The sequence below is a fragment of the Arthrobacter sp. N1 genome, from assembly GCF_048288285.1.
Taxonomy (GTDB): Bacteria; Actinomycetota; Actinomycetes; order Actinomycetales; family Micrococcaceae; genus Arthrobacter_D.
Map to the genome: position 1 here is coordinate 1642088 of NZ_CP102608.1, position 16983 is coordinate 1659070.

At 62.5% G+C, this 16983-nt stretch carries 18 protein-coding genes; 6 read left to right on the forward strand and 12 right to left on the reverse strand.

Going from position 1 to position 16983, the window contains the following annotated elements; translation table 11 throughout:
• Window positions 1-1295 precede the first annotated feature (1295 nt).
• Window positions 1296-1427 carry an ANTAR domain-containing protein gene (locus tag NVV32_RS07345; RefSeq protein WP_422391857.1) on the forward strand — a complete coding sequence of 44 codons (132 nt, stop codon included), beginning with the start codon at window positions 1296-1298 and terminating at the stop codon, window positions 1425-1427.
• 214 nt (window positions 1428-1641) lie between these two features.
• Here NVV32_RS07345 and NVV32_RS07350 read toward each other — a convergent pair whose 3' ends face one another.
• The 5 genes from NVV32_RS07350 to NVV32_RS07370 all read right to left on the reverse strand — a co-directional run bounded on the left by NVV32_RS07350 (window position 1642) and on the right by NVV32_RS07370 (window position 5153).
• Window positions 1642-2313, reverse strand: a complete 672-nt coding sequence (locus NVV32_RS07350) for a GNAT family N-acetyltransferase (RefSeq protein ID WP_422391858.1) — start codon at window positions 2311-2313, stop codon at window positions 1642-1644.
• Window positions 2314-3034: 721 nt separating this feature from the next.
• Window positions 3035-3691: an ANTAR domain-containing protein gene (locus tag NVV32_RS07355; RefSeq protein ID WP_422391859.1), complete on the reverse strand. Its 657-nt coding sequence runs from the start codon at window positions 3689-3691 to the stop codon at window positions 3035-3037.
• A gap of 121 nt (window positions 3692-3812) precedes the next feature.
• Window positions 3813-4067 (reverse strand): hypothetical protein, encoded by a 255-nt coding sequence (locus NVV32_RS07360; RefSeq protein WP_422391860.1) that lies wholly within the window; start codon window positions 4065-4067, stop codon window positions 3813-3815.
• 53 nt (window positions 4068-4120) lie between these two features.
• Window positions 4121-4390, reverse strand: a complete 270-nt coding sequence (locus NVV32_RS07365; protein WP_422391861.1) for a hypothetical protein — start codon at window positions 4388-4390, stop codon at window positions 4121-4123.
• Window positions 4391-4784: 394 nt separating this feature from the next.
• The gene (locus tag NVV32_RS07370) at window positions 4785-5153 is read right to left on the reverse strand and encodes a hypothetical protein (RefSeq protein ID WP_422391862.1); all 369 of its coding nucleotides are present in this window, start codon (window positions 5151-5153) and stop codon (window positions 4785-4787) included.
• Window positions 5154-5552: 399 nt separating this feature from the next.
• On the opposite strand from NVV32_RS07370, the gene NVV32_RS07375 reads away from it, so the two are divergent.
• From NVV32_RS07375 to NVV32_RS07385, 3 genes are all read left to right on the forward strand, one after another.
• A complete protein-coding gene (locus NVV32_RS07375) occupies window positions 5553-6389 on the forward strand; it encodes an alpha/beta fold hydrolase (protein WP_422391863.1) in 837 nt (278 codons plus the stop codon).
• Between the two features lie 297 nt (window positions 6390-6686).
• Window positions 6687-7460, forward strand: a complete 774-nt coding sequence (locus NVV32_RS07380) for a hypothetical protein (RefSeq protein ID WP_422391864.1) — start codon at window positions 6687-6689, stop codon at window positions 7458-7460.
• 517 nt (window positions 7461-7977) lie between these two features.
• Complete coding sequence (locus tag NVV32_RS07385) at window positions 7978-8436, forward strand: sigma-70 family RNA polymerase sigma factor (protein WP_422391865.1); 459 nt, start codon at window positions 7978-7980, stop codon at window positions 8434-8436.
• Here NVV32_RS07385 and NVV32_RS07390 read toward each other — a convergent pair.
• The 3 genes from NVV32_RS07390 to NVV32_RS07400 all read right to left on the reverse strand — a co-directional run bounded on the left by NVV32_RS07390 (window position 8416) and on the right by NVV32_RS07400 (window position 10610).
• The gene (locus NVV32_RS07390) at window positions 8416-8823 is read right to left on the reverse strand and encodes a hypothetical protein (protein ID WP_422391866.1); all 408 of its coding nucleotides are present in this window, start codon (window positions 8821-8823) and stop codon (window positions 8416-8418) included. The genes NVV32_RS07385 and NVV32_RS07390 overlap by 21 nt on opposite strands.
• Window positions 8824-8830: 7 nt before the next feature.
• Window positions 8831-9562 carry a GAF and ANTAR domain-containing protein gene (locus tag NVV32_RS07395; RefSeq protein WP_422391867.1) on the reverse strand — a complete coding sequence of 244 codons (732 nt, stop codon included), beginning with the start codon at window positions 9560-9562 and terminating at the stop codon, window positions 8831-8833.
• A 256-nt stretch (window positions 9563-9818) separates the two neighbouring features.
• A complete protein-coding gene (locus tag NVV32_RS07400) occupies window positions 9819-10610 on the reverse strand; it encodes an ANTAR domain-containing protein (RefSeq protein ID WP_422391868.1) in 792 nt (263 codons plus the stop codon).
• 619 nt (window positions 10611-11229) lie between these two features.
• Between NVV32_RS07400 and NVV32_RS07405 the strand changes: the two genes are divergently transcribed.
• Window positions 11230-11808 carry a TetR/AcrR family transcriptional regulator gene (locus NVV32_RS07405; RefSeq protein WP_422391869.1) on the forward strand — a complete coding sequence of 193 codons (579 nt, stop codon included), beginning with the start codon at window positions 11230-11232 and terminating at the stop codon, window positions 11806-11808.
• A gap of 96 nt (window positions 11809-11904) precedes the next feature.
• On the opposite strand, the gene NVV32_RS07410 is transcribed toward NVV32_RS07405, so the two are convergent.
• Entirely contained in the window at window positions 11905-13068 is a 1164-nt protein-coding gene (locus NVV32_RS07410; protein WP_422391870.1) for a glycoside hydrolase family 26 protein, read from the reverse strand.
• Between the two features lie 319 nt (window positions 13069-13387).
• On the opposite strand from NVV32_RS07410, the gene NVV32_RS07415 reads away from it, so the two are divergent.
• Entirely contained in the window at window positions 13388-13750 is a 363-nt protein-coding gene (locus tag NVV32_RS07415; RefSeq protein ID WP_422391871.1) for an Hpt domain-containing protein, read from the forward strand.
• A 104-nt stretch (window positions 13751-13854) separates the two neighbouring features.
• On the opposite strand, the gene NVV32_RS07420 is transcribed toward NVV32_RS07415, so the two are convergent.
• The 3 genes from NVV32_RS07420 to NVV32_RS07430 form a co-directional block, all read right to left on the reverse strand.
• Window positions 13855-14103 (reverse strand): antitoxin, encoded by a 249-nt coding sequence (locus NVV32_RS07420; protein ID WP_422391872.1) that lies wholly within the window; start codon window positions 14101-14103, stop codon window positions 13855-13857.
• Between the two features lie 305 nt (window positions 14104-14408).
• Complete coding sequence (locus NVV32_RS07425) at window positions 14409-16424, reverse strand: putative bifunctional diguanylate cyclase/phosphodiesterase (RefSeq protein ID WP_422391873.1); 2016 nt, start codon at window positions 16422-16424, stop codon at window positions 14409-14411.
• Between the two features lie 88 nt (window positions 16425-16512).
• Window positions 16513-16794: a hypothetical protein gene (locus NVV32_RS07430; RefSeq protein WP_422391874.1), complete on the reverse strand. Its 282-nt coding sequence runs from the start codon at window positions 16792-16794 to the stop codon at window positions 16513-16515.
• Window positions 16795-16983: the final 189 nt, after the last annotated feature.

The following is a 16983-nucleotide window of genomic DNA, read 5'->3' on the forward strand; positions in this document are numbered from 1 at the left end:
CACTGCAGTCGGCCGGTGCGTGAATCGTGCTGGAACAGCCGGACACCTACAACGGGGTTCCAGGAACTCGACATAGCAGATCTGCATCTGCTCATGAACCGCGCTTTGTCGTCGTCATGATGTGCGGGTTCATTGGCTGGGGGGTTCGTGTTTGGGTAGAGTGCCTGCCAGTGGCTCAGCAGTGGGCTCGACCAACGTCGTGTCTGGAGATGATGATGTGCCCCCACTGCTCAACACCCCGCCTCGAATCACCAACGACGTCGCCCGTAGAGTCGCCGTCCAGACCACTGCGGAATCCTTCTGACGCTCTGCCCCCGAATTACCTGCGGATGCCCTTGCGGGAGCTTCGCGTCCATGCGAACCGGCTCTACGAGGTTCTGGACACATCGGATCCGCCCGAAGACGCTGTGTACGAGTATCGGCTGGTCAGTTCCATCCTGACGCTGCGTGCCGAGTACGCCCGGCGCCGCTCACCCTGACCTACGAGCTGACCGGTTCCCGGCATCAGGTGCGAGCACGGTCCCCGCCAGGGGCCCTCCCGGTGCGGTATCGAGGACCGTGATCGGCGGGCTTCCGCGTTGGTCGGAGTGATACCAGATCGCGGTGGAACGTTGTGGAGAAACCAGGACGCGGGCGAGGTGCCATGGCCGGTGACGCTACCGGTATGGTCGCTCAGATCGTCCCGTACCGAGGACGATGTCATGACACGGGTACTTCCGGTAGGCGCTCGAATTCTGAGAGCTCGCCTACAAGGGCCTCAGCTGTGGTGAGGACCATGATGAACAACCGTTCATTCGCGCAAGACAACGCCCCGTAAGGCGCGGACCCTGACACCAAGGGCGGCTCCGAGCACGACCGGGAGATCCCCGAGCTCTTACACCGCTCGGTCACCGATAGCGGGAACCTCGTGGAGCACCTCGAGATCCTGGTGAGCACGGCGGTCGATGTCCTCGAAACCCCAGGAGAGGACGTGTTCTGCGGGGTGACGCTCCTGCTGCCACGCCGCGCAGCGACGGTGTCCAGCAGCAATGACGTTGCCCAGAAGATGGACGAGGTCCAGTGCAGGTCAGATGACGGGCCACGCCTAACAGCGGCTCACGAGGAACGAGAGGTCTACCTCGACGAAGCCCGGCGCCTTCACACCCCGGTCCACGAATCTGGCCCATAGATTCGCGCAGGAGGCATCGAAGTCCCTCCGGATCGCAGTGCGCCTGGCGGACCTGTCCGATAGGGGCGCTGACCTACGCGCCGCGATGGAGGGCCGGCACGTCATCGACACCGCAGGAGGAATCATCATGTCCCAGACCCTCTGCAGCCAGGAGGAAGCCTTCGTCACCCTCCGTCAGGCCTCCAGCTCCCGCAACACGAAGCTGCTGGTCCTCGCCCAAAGCATCCTCGACAACATCGGCACCACACCCACCCCATAGAGAACTTCCACCCATGAGCCGACTATCCGGCTGAGCGCCCCCGACTTGCTACCCCCGACTGACGCCCCCCCCGACTGACGACCCCCGACTGACGACCGCACCAGTTGGAGCGGCCGGCTCAGACAGGACAGCCGAAAACGCCCCACCGCAGCCCTGCCCGACCGGATGCCGCTGGCTCCACAGCGAAAGCGGGACCCAGCGAATCAGCGATAGGTCAATGGTGGCCGGTGTACTGCTGATATTGAGGGTGATCGGCCAGGAACGCGTGAGCCATCGGGCAACGGGGGATGAGGTTCAACCGCCGCTTGTGGGCGTCGAGGACGATGTCGCGCATCAGGATTGTAGCAGCGCCTTGGTTCCGGAAGCCCGGCAGTTCGTTACCCATGATCAGGGTCAGGTCCCCGCCGGTCATCCGGTACTGCATGTACGCGACCACGTGTCCGTCGATGAACAGCTCGAACCGGGAGGACAGCGAGTTATCGCGGAACTTCTGCCGCGTCGCGCTCGCCGGATGCCGTTTCTTCGCTGCCTCGGCTCTGCGCTCGAGCTCGTCGACGAGCATCTCGTACCGGTCCACCGTCCGGCTGGGCGGGAAGCCGGTATCCATCAGCGTGTACGCCTGGTTGACCAGCGTCCTCAACCGGCGGACAGAGAGTGACGCGAGAACAGCTGGGGTCGGTCGTTCATCGTCAGTGAGGGAGTCATCAGGCTCCTGCCGGGATTCCATCCACGCAGTCGGCTGCTCCGTGTCGATCGTCCCGAACTGATTCGCCCGGGTGAGCTTTGCCGTCGTCTTGGACCGATCGGATTCTGTGAGGAGCGTGAGCGATGCTGCAGCGGCAGTGGTGCTCGTGGGTATTGCGGGGTGATTCATCAGTTCGGTCATGGCCGTCTCCGCACTAACTACACATCCCTGGCCTGTGTCTAGACCTATGTGTGATTCGAACACTAGACCTAAAGCCCGCAGAAGCAACCAGCATCAGCTGAACAGTTGGTGACGGCCAACCCGTGAGGGATTGGGAGGTTGAACGGGGCGACAGGGCACGAATTTTGTGCAGTATCGCTACCGCTCCTCTACGCCTTCCTGCCCACTGCTATACAGATGAAGCCGCACGTCTTGGTAGGGACCCCGCGGAGGGGGACTACCGGTGACGAGATCGCCACCGAAGAAACTACTCACTACAGCGGCAACCGTCTCCGCCGGCATCGGGCACACCGATCCTGTACGGCGCTCCTGAGTCGCAGATGGCCGACCTCGACGACGTTCCGACGTCCGGCGCTAGCGGGCACGATGTGCCGCTTGTGAGGCCGTTTTGGACCTTTCAATTCCTCATCTGCGACATCGCAGCCCTCACCGGGCCTGACGCCGATCAGCTGGTAGGGGTTGATTCCGCCGTTTCGGCGAGGCGGCCAGCATCGCGCCCCTGAAGGTGCACTATGTCGTTGCGTGCTGCAAGGGACACGGCGATGACCCGGCCGACGTCGCTCGAAGCTCCGTTGATGAGCGCTGAGCCCTCCATCCGGCAACGTCACCCCGATGACTGATCGTGGTCAGAGGCCCGGTCAACAGCAGACATGCGCATGACGCACCCGCCAGGGGAGTGCGGCTACAGAGAGCGCAGGAACTGACGTGCCCGGTCCTTACCGTCGACCTGCCGGGGGATATGGTGCCCGATGGCGTCGACGATGTCCTGTGCGATAAGGCTGACCTTGCGGTTGGTGTCCTGGCTGTGTTGGGAGATGACGTCGAAGGCTTCGCTGGCGCTGATGCCGGTCATGCCGGTGAGGATGCCTTTTGCCTGGTCGATGGTGCTGCGCTTCAGGGTGGCCGCGGCGACGGCTTCGTTGGCGAGCCGGTGCGAATCGGTGTGAATTGAGCGCGTGAGATCGATCAGCAGCCCCCACACCCCGACGTGCTGACCGTCCTCGAACAGTGGGCCGCCCACTACGAGAGTCTGATAGTCCTTGCCCCTTCTGTCCTGAAGGGTCAGATACATCGACAATGGGCCGGCGTGGTCTGTCACTTCGACCCAGAATGCAGCGCTGCTCTCCCGCATCGTGGGGTGGACGTGGGACTGGCCGAGCTCGAAGGTCGGCTCGATCTCGCCGGGCTCGTACCCGTGCATGATGAGCATCTCGTCGGACCAGTGGAAGGTGTCGGTCGCGAAGTAGTACTGGAAGGTCCCGGTCGGACAGTTATGGAACAGGTGAGAAGGTACACCGAAGCCAGGGGTGGACTTCGGGGCATCATCGAATGACTGCACGAGGAGATGGCTCTCCACGGGTCGTCGCAGAGCTAGCTGCACAACTCTGTTCGCCCTGAAGAATAGCAACACGGTCTGACACGGTCCGACATGAACCGGAGGGCAGCCAGGGGCGGACTAATCAGGGAATTCCCGAAGCGTCTGTGGCGAGGTTGAAGATCACGGGGTCCAGCTCCCGCAGAACCTGTTCGAGCATGGATCGATCAACGGCCGGGAGGGTGTTTATCCCGTAGACGTAGGCATCGAGGTCCAAGAGTTCGAGGTTGCCGCCCATTGCGTAGTACCCCAACCACAGGTCAGGCAGGCTGATTCCGAGGAGGTGCACTGTCGAGGAAAGGGCGGTGTACTGTTCAGCGGCAGTCATCGGTCTGCCCATCGCTGTCCCTCCTCACGAGGTTGCGCTACACCCACCGTAGACCTGTCATCTCGTCAACCGGTCGGATTCGGGGTGGCTTTGAGGTAGGAGGCGAGGCGGGCGGCGTTGCGGAACAGCCCGGGGTCGGTGGACGCGACGGGGTCGGGGACCTGGTCGAGGTCCTTGAAGTCGACTATTTGCATGGCTTCGCCAACCCAATAGGCGCCGCCCTGTACGGGGAGGGTGAACCCGACGTCGTTGAGTCCCTGCATGAGGTCCGCGACGGTTTCGTGTGCGCCGTCTTCGTTGCCGACGACAGCGACGGTGGCGACTTTCCCGTACATGATGCGCCGTCCCTCGTCATCGGTTGCGAACAACTAGGCGTCAAGGCGTTCCATGACCTGCTGGGCGATGCTGCAGGGGTGGCGAATCCAGATCGGGGTGGACAGGACCAGGATGTCTGCGGCGAGGATCGGGGGAGGGTGTCAACGTACAGATCAACGCAAGAGCAGCTGGATCAGCCATGAGGGGCTGCGTTCCCTTCAGTGATCCTGGTAGTCAGGAGGGTGGGGGTGACCATGGAGCTTCACCGCATTGGCGGTGAAGGTCACGTGCTTCCCCTCGCCGATCCTCGGCCTCCCCAGCTAGCAGGCGGCTCACTCGCCACCTGTCGGTCGACTTGTCAACGTCTGTTGACCGACTTCAGTCAGTGATTCAGGCAGCTGACAGGCGTGGATATCAGGGGTGGAGGAGGATTGTGGTCCAGCCGTTCTCGCGCTTGTCGACGTTGGAGTAGGCGTCCACGGCGTCGTCGAGTGAGAGTTCATGGGAGACGATCCAGGACGGGTTCGCCCGTCCGCGGATGATGATGTCCCGTAGCTCCCGGTTGTACTTTTTCACCGGGCATTGGCCGCCGGCGATGCTGATGCCTTCAATGAACGCTTCGCAGTCGTTGAACCCGATGCGCCCCTCATGCGGGTGTAGGTCGGACCCGTAGATGTTCGCTGTCGTGATCCGGATGATCGTGTCCAGTGGACCTTGGATCGTGGGGTCATCGACGGTCTCGACGGACAGTTCGTACGGTGCTTTGAAAACTACTGCCTTCATAGGAGAACCCCCTCTACCGGAGATCGGCCCGATCGCTTAAGGACCCGGGCGGGCCCTGCTCAGTATCCAGCCGCTTCTTGACCAGATGCTAAGCCTACTGATGAGTCAACGCGACCAGCCGCACCGACGTCAAGCAAGCACCGATTGTGGGGCACTGTTTGACGATCCGGCATGGCGCGACCGCTACAGACGAGAGGCCCTCCATCTCCGGCGCATCCAGGTCCGATCCTGGGGCCCGGCTGCCCAGCGTGGTATCACGCGTCTTGCGGCAGCGCAACCGGCACCCATCCGAACGACAGCATGCTGACGAATGTCTAGGGTGAAGGACGCGCCCATGGCGCGTCACCGACAAAGAAGCTTCGGTGAAGTATCAGTGAAGCATCAGAAGGAGTTACCCCTATGGCGGAGATCGTCGCGCATCATGGTCTGTTCAAGAACACCAACCTCCACGTCGATGACACCGGAGGAACAGGTCGCCCCGTGGTCCTGATTCATGGGTGGCCCCTGTCGGGGGAGGCGTTCAAGAATCAGGTCCCTGCACTGCAGTCTGCCGGGTACCGGGTGATCACCTATGACCGGCGCGGTTTCGGTCGCAGTGACAAGCCGATGACCGGGTACACGTACGACACTCTGACCGAGGATCTCCAGGCCCTGCTCGAGGAACTCGATCTGCGGGACGTGACCCTGGTCGGGTTCTCCATGGGCGGGGGAGAGGTCGCCCGCTACTTTTCCAAGTACAGCCATGAGCGCATCCGCAGCGTCGTGTTCGCCTCCGCGGTCCCGCCGTTCATGATGCAGGGCGAAGACAACCCTGACGGACCTCTCACCAAGGACGCTGCTGCCGGGATGACCAAGGATCTGTCCAAGGATGAGGAGTCGTTCTATGACGGGTTCACCACCGATTTCTTCTCGGCGAACGGGGAGCTGAAGGTCACCGAGGGACAGCGTCAGGAAGCCCTCGAGCTGTGCCGGCAGGCTGATAAGAAGGCAGCCCTGGCGTGCATCGAAGCGTTCGGGACCACGGACTTCCGCGACGACCTGCTCAAGGTCACCGTTCCGGCCCTGGTCCTGCACGGCGACGCCGATGCGACCGTTCCGTTCGAGGGCTCCGGGCAGCGCACCCATGCAGCGTTGCTCGGCAGCGACCTCCACGTCATCGCCGGTGGCCCGCACGGGTGCAACGTCAGCCACCCCGATGAATGGAACCAGGCCCTGATCACCTTCCTCGCCAAATAGAGCAGCCGACAAATTTGCCGGGCATAGGAAATTGGGTGCTCAGAACTGGCTGACACGACCAGTCTGAAAGACCGACGGGTAGGGTAACTCCGTGTGGCTCGGGCGTCTCACCCTTCCCTGGGATGAGGCGCCTAATCCGCTGACCAGTCCTGGTGTCGAATGCGTCCATCCAAGCCCGCTGTTCACCCCTGCTGTCTGACGCGCGCTCAATCCGCCAATCCAGATCCGGGTGTGGTCCGAAGCACAGTAGGCACACTGAGAAAGGTGTGCCCATTCGCACAGTAAAGGAATCACCTGATGAAGAACAGCATGCGACTGCTCGCAGTCCCCACCCTCGCCCTCGGCGCCCTGGCCCTGTCCGGTGGGTCCGCCATGGCAGCGGACGCCTCCTACTCCTCGACCCTGGGCCAGCTCAACGGCACCACGGGCACCGGCACGATCACCGTCGACGTCACCGGTGATAAGGCCATGGTCAACCTGCAGGTATCCGGCCTCGCCGAAACCTTCATGGACGGACCGTACCCCCACGTCCAGCACATCCACGGCGGTGCGGCGGGTGTCTGCCCGACCCCGGCCAACGACACCAACGGTGACGGCATCATCAGCGTCACCGAAGGCGCCGGCGGCTACGGCGCCATCCAGACCACGCTGACCACCAGCGGTGCCACCACCCCGGCCGAGGGCCTGAACCTCGAGCTCGGCGGCCAGGGCGGCACCTACAGTGTCCAGCGCGAGATCACCCTCGACGCAGCCACTAAGGCATCGCTGGAGTCCGGGACCGCTGTCGTCGTCGTCCACGGCCTGGACCCCGCTACCGCTGGCGTCTCGACCGAGGTCTTCTCCTCCCCGAGCGACCTGAACCCCGATCTGCCCCTCGGCGCTACCTCGCCGGCACTGTGTGGCACGCTGACCGCCACCCAGATGGGTGCTATGCCCCAGGGCGGAGCCGACACCGGTGTCGCACAGGAGACCGGCACGAACACCGCCGCTCTCGCCCTCGGTAGCGGCCTCGTCCTGGCCGCAGCAGCCGGCGGCGCTTACATGGTCCGCCGCAGCAATACCAAGGTCTGACACCAAGGCCCGCACGAAGTTCGGAGGCGAAAGCTTGATGTCCTCGGACGTCTCAGCCGTAGCAGCACGAGTAGGCGCCGCTCACCCTGATCGAGGGTGGGCGGCGTTTGCTGTTCCTGGTCTTAGGAGCAGGGTTGGCGCAAGGAAGAGCGTCGACCAGCAGGATTGCTGATGATCTGTGGTTGGGTGTCCTTAGTTTGTTTAGCAGTCGGGTAGGTCGCGTGCGGGGCGTGATGCGTATCGGCTGGACGCGATGGTCTCTCTTGAAGGTCTCACTCTCATGCATACAGTTCAGTTGCCGCTCGTTGTTCCCTCACGAGGTGCCCTCATGTCGGACACGCCCTTCACAGTTCTCGGGTCTGACGCTCCTGCGGTGCCTGCTCAGCCTGCTCAGCGTTCGTCAGGACCCGCCAGTTCGAACGTTGGTCGGGGGTGTGAGGTCGGAGCTCTTCTGCTTCGTCTTGAGCAGGGTGACGCCAGCGCCTTCACGGAGCTCTATGAGCGCACGTCTCACCGCGTGTACGGGCTGGTGCGGAAGGTCCTCGTCGACCCAGATCTGAGCGCCGAGACAACCCAGGACGTCTTCCTCGCTCTGTGGGTCGGTAGTGGAGTTCACTTTGATCCTGCCAAAGGCTCCGGAATCTCGTGGGTCATGACCCTCGCCCACCGCCGCGCAGTGGACAGGGTCAGGGCAGACGAATCCCACCGTGTACGCGACCTCAAATGGGGGCTCAAGAACCGCGGCAATGACCACGACCAGGTCACCGAGGTCGTCATCCAGAACGCGGAAACCGACGAGCTCAGGGAGTCGCTCAGCAAGCTCTCAGACCTGCAACGGGAAGCTATTTTCTTCGCTTACTACCGCGGTCTGACCTACGTCCAGGTCGCCGAGCACCTCGGGATTCCAATATCCACGGCTAAGACCCGTATCCGCGACGGCATCAGACACCTCAGCTCACACCTGCAGAACCTCTGACCGACACCTGATTGACCGAACACCCCCACACCGGCTGATCAGGCCCCTGGAAGCGTCGGCCGATGTCGTCGCACAGTCACGCCAGCACTCAGAGGCCAGAGCCAGGTTCGGTGCCGTTATTGGTGCTGGGTCGGATGTCGGTGCTGTAGGGGCTCGTGGCAGGGGTGGTTGTTCGTCGATGAGTTCGTTGATGGCCAGAGCGATGAGGTAGCAGTCCAGGACCGGGAGGCGTATCAGTCCGTGCAGGTACGCGTTGATGTCGTACTCGTCAACGTTGCCGGTCATCATGAAGTACCGGATCCACACGTCCTGCACGCCGAGGTTCGCGGCGCGGAGTGCGCCTAGGGTACGCCGGCGCTGCTCCTCGAGTAGCTGGGCAGGGGTCATCGCTGCATCACCGCCTGGTGGTGAGGTCGGAGCCGTTCTGACGCTCGGCGATCCTGCTTGCCATCACGACAAGAGGGCTCTCGGCTTCGACGGCCATCTTGACCAGATGATTCATGGCTTCGTCCCTGGTCAGGTCGAGGCGTTCCATGATGATGCCCCGGGCGAGAGCAACCGTATCGCGGGCATCGAGGGCGATTTTCATTTCGGCGCTGATCCGCTGCGGTAGATCACTGGCCTGAATGTGGCTGAGAAGAGCGGCAGCGGAGCGTGAAAGGTTCATCAGCACCTGCTCATGACCATCGGTGAACGCGCGGGGAGTGTTGGCGTACACCTTCAGCGCCCCTACCCGACCCGAATCGGCGTGCAGGAGCGGGACGCTGAGGCAGGACCGCACACCCCTGTCCGCGACGGCGGCCGACCACTGCGGCCACCGCTGATCCTCTTCGGTGTCGGGAATGTGCGCCGGTTCCCCGGACGCCCAGGCCGTCAAGCACGGACCTTCGCCGAGTTCGTACTGCAGTGTGTCGGCTTCGAGGACGCGGGCGTCCGTAGCCCCTATGCTTTGCCGTTGCCCGTCGACGCTGATCACACTCACTCCTGCCCCTGTGGCCGGACCCACCACGTCCCGGGCTACTTCCGCCAGACCGTCGACCGCGTCATGAGCAGTCTGCTCCGTCAGCAGATAGCCCTTCGTACGCCCGAAAATCGTCTTCAACTCATCGGAAGATGGTGTGGTCACGGGTTCGCCCTACCTGTCATCGGCAAGGCGCCACCCTGCATCGGAAGCTGTCTGCTCAACCCCACAGCGCTCGTATGAGCGCCTGGGGCTTACGCTAGCCTGCGCAAGCCCCCACTGCACCGAGAACCTTGACTGCCGCAGCAGCGCAGGGAAAGGATATGGCCGCCCCCTTCAGTGGACACTCTGCTCCGCCGTGCGGGTGTCAGGAGAACCTCACACCCGGGTCGCTACTTAGGCAGTGCCCTACAGTTTCCCCTCAGTGGTCAAAGTAGGTGGTGACGTTGCCGGCTTTCATGGCATCGAGGATTGCTGAGGCGACGTCGCGGGCAGGGATACCCCGGGCCTGGGCGGTGTCCATGATCTTCCTGCAGGCGTGATCGTGCGTGCATCTCTCCTTCGCCATGATGGTGCCGACGGCAAGATCGATGATTGTCCGCTCGTGCATCGCGGCAGTTAGCTCCTCGGCCCTTCGTGCCAGACGGGCCAGTGTCATGGCCAGCATCAGAGGCTTCGCCGCGGTGACAGCGAAAGACTTCAACGTCCACATCATCTGCGGGGTCAGCGCCCCGGCAGGCGTGGAATACAGGGCGAAGGAGACCTGCGCTGCACCATCGATGGGCAGCATCACGTCAATGACCGAACCGACGGACAGCTCACGTGCGGCGCGTGAGAACGATGGGTACTCATGATCCGTGCGGGTCTCCCGGATGTAGACCCTGTGAGCGGCCACTGCGATGGACGGTACCTTCAGACCACCGTTCCCGCCCTGCACGGCCGGTTCTCCGACGTCATCAGCGTGGTGTCTCGGATCGAGGGACGCTATGCGGCGATCAACTGGTCCCGGTCCTGCAACGACCGTGACCGGAGACCGCTGCTGGTCCGTCACCCGGATACCGAGGAGAGCTTCATCATGCACAGTGTCCTTCAGGTTCTCTGCGGCGATGTGTGCGACCGCCTGAAGGTAGGAGGTGAAGCCTGTTTGTAGGAGAAGGAGGTCCTGTAACAGGAGCTGCAGTTCCTGACTCCGGACCATCCCTGTATCGCCCATCGGGGCCTCACTGACCAATCGGAGGAGGGAGGGCCATCCCGACGCTACGCGTGCACTCCCGTCGCTGGCTGCTCAACAACTGGCCGTAACCATACCGACTGCTGATCGACACCGATAGAGGAAGACCCGAATTGGTCGGGCCCGCCACAGAGCCTAATTCCACGGCGGGTACTGAGGGTTCGACACCTGACGCCCAGTTCCACCTCGTCACCCGCGATGGAGAGCACGAACCAGCGCTGGGGCACTGGCCGGGCAACATGGTTTTGTTCGCTTGACGGGTAGCAGGTTGAACACCTCACGTGAGTCAGAGGCTGCACATGTAGGGACCTGCCGGGACGCACATGTAGGGACGTGCCGAGATTTGGGTGGACGCCGAGATGTCTGAGGTCGCGACTCATAGTTCGAGCGGTCCTGACGAACGGTGGTGTCGGCTCCTATCTGACACGTCGGATCATCCGGCGTTCGTTTGCCTGAGCTCGGGGACCATCGGTGTGGCGCGAGATGATCGGCTTTGTCCGACGGAGGTTCACCGCTGGACGTCGCCCGCGTTCAGCAGACAGACTGGTCTTGCTGGATCGGCGCGGGACGCCAAGTAAAGGGGAAAGGGAGATGTAGCGACATGTCTGTACAAGCTGCTGGTTCGGATGTGAGGCAGCGGATTCTTGACACGTCGTATGACCTGTTCGTCGACCGAGGTGTGCGGCAGGTGGGGATCAACGAGATCATCAGGACTGCGGGGGTGGCGAAAGCTTCCTTTTACAGTTACTTCCCGTCGAAGGACGATCTGATTCTCGCGTTCCTGGAACAACGTAAGGATCTCTTTACCATCGGGTACCTGTCGGCTGAAGCGCAGGAGCGAGCGGACACCCCGGAGGGCCGGCTGTTGGCCATTTTCGATATCTTCGATGAATGGTTCCGTGCGCGGGACTTCAGGGGCTGCCCCTATATTCGTGCCCTGCTGGAGACCGGCCCGAATGACCCGGTCGGGCGGGCCAGCGCAGGATATTTGCGCGAGATCCGCGACGAGGCCGAGCAGTCGGCTGTCGACATGGGGCTTGTTGATCCTCGGGAGTTCGCCGAGAGCTGGATGATCCTCCTGCAGGGCACCATCGTTGCCGCCCTGGGTACCGGTTACTCGTCTCCTGGCCGGGTGAAGAACCTTGGCACGATGCTCATCTCGAGCCACCGAAACACCTGAACCACCACTCTGACCAGAGAGTCCCTTACCCGTTCGTATTCGCCGCGCCTAGGTGCGACTGCTGAATTGCCGCCGCCCACGGTCAAACGGGTCCTGTCAGGTGAGGGGTTCTCCGCAGGTGTGTGGTTCGGGTGCGTAGTGGTACCAGTCTGGTAGTGCGGTGGTGAACTCGTCGTGGGTGGTGTTGTTTTCCAGGACTGTCCAGTCCACGGGTGCGCCGACTTCGGGTTCCATCTTGTTCCACTCGAACCAGTTGACCATTTTCAGGTGGGGGAACCGTTTGTGCACTGTGGGGTCGAAGACTTGCTCCCACCAGGCCCGTTTGATGTTCAGGCTTCGTAGTTCCCCGATGTCGGCCTGTACCAGGGATGCTGTCTCGGGGATGGCGACGGGTTTGCCGTGGTCCACCCCGTACTGGGTGTAGAAGTCCGGCAGCATCGAGTCGTTGCCGTTCTTTCCGTTGTAGGTTCCGGTGAGCTGGTCGATGAACTTGCCTTCCTCGGGCATCTCACTTTCGGACCAGGGGTAGGTGTTGCCCCAGTGGTAGAGGGACATGCCCACCCAGTCCACGGCGTCGTCGCCGGGATAGTAGGGGGCGTACGGGTCATCGAACGCGGTCAGGGTTCCGTCGCCGGTGGTGTCCAGGGCGGGAAACCCGGGCGCTCCGGGGAGGGATTCGAACTCACCTCCGGCGAATGGGTACCCGCCGGCGTAGTTCGGCGCCCACATCATCGCCGATCCTGGAGCCTGAGCGTGGACGGCGTCGGCGACCCGTCGGTAGGCGGCGATGTACTCGGCTGGTTGCTGACCCCATGGGTACCAGGACCCGTTCATTTCGTGCGCGAAACGAATGATCACCGGCACGCCGTTGGTGTTGAACCGTGCGAGCAGTGCTGCGAGTTCATCGGCACGCTCGGAGGTAACCGCGTCGAGGCCGTCCATCGGTTCCAGGGTCAGCAGCAGCATCCCCCCGTTCTGGCGCAGCTGCTCGGCCGCTGAGGCCAACAGGCCCGGGTCTTCCTCGTTGAACGGAAAGTCCGCGAACGTCACCGCGACCGCGGGGCGTTCACCGAGCTTCTCGGAGTACTCGGCGAGGGTCTCCCTGCCCCATTCCAGATTCACGCCCATCAGCGTCCCGGTATCGGGTGCGAGATTCCTGCCGTCGATCGGATCGCAGGGCACGGCTTTGGGGTTGATGTTGCAGGCACACAGGGACAGCAGAAGTGCCGCCATGACCAGGCGAACGAGACGTGAGACCACACCCTCAATGTACGGGGAGGGGACCCGCCGGGAACGGGAACAGACCGAAGCTCACCGAGTCCTGCGAATACCCTGCCGAACCGAACCCACCAAAGGAGTGAACTCATCGAGGGCGGCCCAGAACAGGTAGCCGCTACTCGTGTGCTGGCCGGCCTGTCCGGACGACACTGGGAACGGTTGCCACGGTGGCGGCGGGTGTCGGAACTGGGGCGGCGATGAACAGGCAGCAGGGTGGCTCGACCTCGACGTTCGTGGCCTCGCACGAGGATCTCGGTGCGTCGCTCGTGCGGTGCCTGTGATTCCGGCGTTTGACCCTGCAGTGTTCGAGGAGCTGATTGATCAGCTGGACTCGCGGGCGACTGCCACTGATTTCCTCGACTCCTTTGCTGCCATGCTCACTGACCGTATCCGCGTCATCGAGCACGCGCTCAGAGCCCACCACCATGAAGATGCTCTGCGGGCCCTGCATAGTCTGCGGGCCAGCGCCGTCATGGTCGGAGCGCGCCAACTGGAGGCATCCACCACCCGCGCACTCGAACTCAGCAACCCCGAGTCGACTGCCGTCGGGCCACTCGTGCGCAAGCTTCAAGGCCAAGCTGACCTGTTCCGCACAGCCAGTATCCCGTTCCGCACGCCCGCGGATCTCTCCCTACATGAGGCCGAAGCGCGACAGCACGCCTGACCGAAAGCTAGGCGTTCTTGCCGGGGCCCGCGGTCACGGTAGGGACATGATGCGTACCCCTCACGAAAAGGCTTTGGCGCCCGTTCACGCCGTTCTCCTGATGGCTACCTGGTCGGTCCGAAGCCTGTACCGTCACCTTCTCGACCGTTCTTCCTGTTGAGCTTCGTAACGGCGTCGGCGATTTTCGTTTGGGCACCGGTGATGTGGCGTGAGTACTTCCCGTGGGTGCGTTTGTTGATGAAGTCGCCTGCTTTCGCGACCCCGTTGTTGACCTTGTCGGGGTTGCTGCTGATGAAGTGCAGTGCCTTGGATGCGAGGGATCCTGCTTTGCCCTGCCTGCCGAACAAGCCCATATCGAACTCCTGCCGTCGTGGGTGAGGGACGCGTGTTCCCTGGGTCCTTCACTGTAGGTGGTGAGGATGAGAGAAGCGTGAAAGCGTCCCACGCCTCAGTGGTACGACTTCGATAGGGCAGTGAGCATGTTTGTGGCGGCTCGTCGGTGGTGCGTCCTACTCGGGAAGATAGGGCTTGTAGGGGTCGAGGGTGTTGTCGACGACAGGGACGAGCAGTTCCACGTCCCCGGCGTCAGTCGTCGCGGTCAAGCTTCAAGGAGGGGAAGAGGGTGATGCTCGTTGTCCATCGGCCACTCGCCGCTCGCTCAGCTGCCGGGCGTTGGTGTTGGGCGGATGAGTGAGGAGAGCCAGTCGATGAGGTGGCGGCTTGATGCTCGGTGGATGCCGTTGTCGGTGTGTTGTTTTGCGTGCCAGAGGGGTGCGTCGTGGGGGGAGCCGAGCTCGGTGATGAAGCGTGTGAGGGGGCAGTGGTCGAGGTCCAACGGGTGGGGTGAGTGAAGTCGGGCGAATTGCCAGTGGTAGGCGAGTGCTCCCAAAAGGGTCTTGATTGGTGTCTGGTGCAGTGTGAGGGAGAACGTTTCGAGCCACTGGCGGCTGAGTGCAGGTGATCGTGGTCGGGCGAAGAAGTAGCCCTGCCCCAGGGGTGCTCCGAGGACGATTGCTGCTTCGGTCAGGCTTTCGTCCTCGAGGCCTTCGATGACGACACCCATGTCGAGGTCCCGGCCCATCTGAATGAGGGTGGCCATGATGCTCAGGGATTCCAGCGGCCTGTCATGCACATTGCCGAACAGTCCTCTGTCCAGCTTCAGTGCGTTGAACGGGAAGCTGGCGAGCCGTTGCAGGCTGCTGTGTCCGGCTCCAAGGTCATCGATGGCCAGGCCCACTCCGAGATCCACGAGTTGCTGGATGGAGGCGCGTTGGGTGTCGAGGTTCATGACCTGGGATTCGAGGATCTCCAGTCCCAGGCGTGAGGGGGCGATGGCATGCGCTTCCAGGAGTGCTTTGACGGTGCCTGGTGTCGCGGTGTCTTTGAGGACGATGGGCGGCAGGTTGACGGAGACGTTGTGGTGCGCGCCGTCCTCGTCCCATCGGGTCAACACGCGCAGTGCCTGATCGAGGACCGTCGTGAAGAGGACTTGTTCATCCTCGTCCGTCAAGTAAGGGAGGAACTGGTCGGGTTGAGCTGTCCGGCCGTCGGGAAGATGAAGTCGGGCCAGCGCCTCGAAGAGGTGGATCGATCCGTCACGGAGATCGACGACGGGCTGAAGTTCGATGAACACTGCGGCGGGTGAGAACTCGGACCCCGGGGTCCACGTTGCCCTCGCCGGCCGATTCTGCGTGTCGGCCGGTCCTGCCGAGGCAAAGCCTGCGTCCCCCTGTGCTGGGAGGCCAGGTGAGCGGTGCTCGGGAGTTGATCGTGCGGTGCCGAAGCTCCACCATGTCGACCGGTTGGCTCGCTTGTCCTTCACGTCGTAGAGGCACACGTCAGCTGCGTGAAGCACCGTTTCTGCGGAGGTCAGGTCCTGGGGAGCCAGGACGAGGCCCATGCTCATACCGATGAGTGCTGTCTGGCCACTGATGACGAAGGGTTCCTCGACCACGCGGTGGAGCCGGTCCAGTTCGCGGGCCATGTCCGCATGGCCGGCGTGCCACCGGTCAGGTCGAAGGACGAGCAGGAACTCGTCTCCTCCAATGCGCCCGAGGAAATCGTCACTACGGAGAGCGTTCCTCATCCGATCAGACCATTGCCGGAGTACGGCGTCGCCGGCAGCATGCCCGTAGACGTTGTTGATCGTCCGGAAATCATCCAGATCGATCATGCCGATCACAAGGTCGGACGTGGGGGATCTGGGTTCTCTCAGGGCTTTCGTTACCGCCTGCTCTGTTGCGCTCCTGTTCGGTAATCCTGTGAGGTGATCGCGCAGTGCCTGATGGTGCAGTTGATTGACCAGTGCAACGCGATTACTCACATCGCGTTGCACGCTCACAAAATGGGTGATCGCGTTGTCGACGCCCAGACGCAGGGGAGTGACTTTCAGGTCGGACCAGAAAGCCGATCCGTCCTTACGGTAGTTGAGGATTTCGCCTTCGAAGACACCGCCGGAGGCCAGGACCTGATTCATGTCGCGGATGGTCGACCGGCTCGATCCGGGCCCCTGAAGAAACCGGCACGTCTTCCCCAAGACATCCCTGGACGGGTAACCAGTGTGCAGGGTAAAGGAGTCCGACGCGTAGATGATGCGCTGGGCGGCGTCGGTGATGACCGCGAGCTCTGCCACGGCGATCTTCGCGGCGTCGATCACGCCGGAAGGGAAGTCCACGGCAGCCGGTCGAGAGCTTGTCACAGTCATCGGAGCCACCCAATCCTTGAGGCGGGGGTGCTCGAACGCCCTCGTCGGGGCTGCGACGTCACGCTGATTGGAGTACAGCATCGCTTGTCGGCGCCGGGTGGTCGTTGTCCGGGCCCGCTGCCCTGAGCTTGAACGCAGCTCCGCTGTCCACGCGAGCCAACGCCTGGCGTTGCATCTCCTGGATCGTCACCTTCATGTCCTCCAGACACCCCAGCATCCACGAAGCCGCTTCGACATCAGCCCGGCACTCCTTGCCGAGCTTCGGCGATAGAACCTGAAGATCCACATAGAGGGTCAGCGACGACGCCAGTTCCTCCACAATGGACGCACTCTTACTCATAAGTGAAGCGCACTGAGTTTTAGTCTCTTTATTCATCATCAGCCTTGCTTTCTCCTACCACCGGAGTCGGTGACCCGAGTGCGTTTTTCCCTTTTCAATCCACAGCGTCGAGGATGGAAAGGAGGTGCTTGAACGTTATATTATCCATTCCGTCCCGTGTATAGACAAAGCTCTGAGCACATTTTTCGC

Bases quoted from the DNA above. Each gene is read 5' to 3' on its own strand.
- NVV32_RS07345 (WP_422391857.1), top strand. From the start codon at position 1,296: ATGTCCCAGACCCTCTGCAGCCAGGAGGAAGCCTTCGTCACCCTCCGT.
- NVV32_RS07350 (WP_422391858.1), bottom strand. From the start codon at position 2,313: ATGACCGAACTGATGAATCACCCCGCAATACCCACGAGCACCACTGCC.
- NVV32_RS07360 (WP_422391860.1), bottom strand. From the start codon at position 4,067: ATGGGCAGACCGATGACTGCCGCTGAACAGTACACCGCCCTTTCCTCG.
- NVV32_RS07365 (WP_422391861.1), bottom strand. From the start codon at position 4,390: ATGTACGGGAAAGTCGCCACCGTCGCTGTCGTCGGCAACGAAGACGGC.
- NVV32_RS07370 (WP_422391862.1), bottom strand. From the start codon at position 5,153: ATGAAGGCAGTAGTTTTCAAAGCACCGTACGAACTGTCCGTCGAGACC.
- NVV32_RS07375 (WP_422391863.1), top strand. From the start codon at position 5,553: ATGGCGGAGATCGTCGCGCATCATGGTCTGTTCAAGAACACCAACCTC.
- NVV32_RS07380 (WP_422391864.1), top strand. From the start codon at position 6,687: ATGAAGAACAGCATGCGACTGCTCGCAGTCCCCACCCTCGCCCTCGGC.
- NVV32_RS07390 (WP_422391866.1), bottom strand. From the start codon at position 8,823: ATGACCCCTGCCCAGCTACTCGAGGAGCAGCGCCGGCGTACCCTAGGC.
- NVV32_RS07400 (WP_422391868.1), bottom strand. From the start codon at position 10,610: ATGGGCGATACAGGGATGGTCCGGAGTCAGGAACTGCAGCTCCTGTTA.
- NVV32_RS07405 (WP_422391869.1), top strand. From the start codon at position 11,230: ATGTCTGTACAAGCTGCTGGTTCGGATGTGAGGCAGCGGATTCTTGAC.
- NVV32_RS07420 (WP_422391872.1), bottom strand. From the start codon at position 14,103: ATGGGCTTGTTCGGCAGGCAGGGCAAAGCAGGATCCCTCGCATCCAAG.
- NVV32_RS07430 (WP_422391874.1), bottom strand. From the start codon at position 16,794: ATGAGTAAGAGTGCGTCCATTGTGGAGGAACTGGCGTCGTCGCTGACC.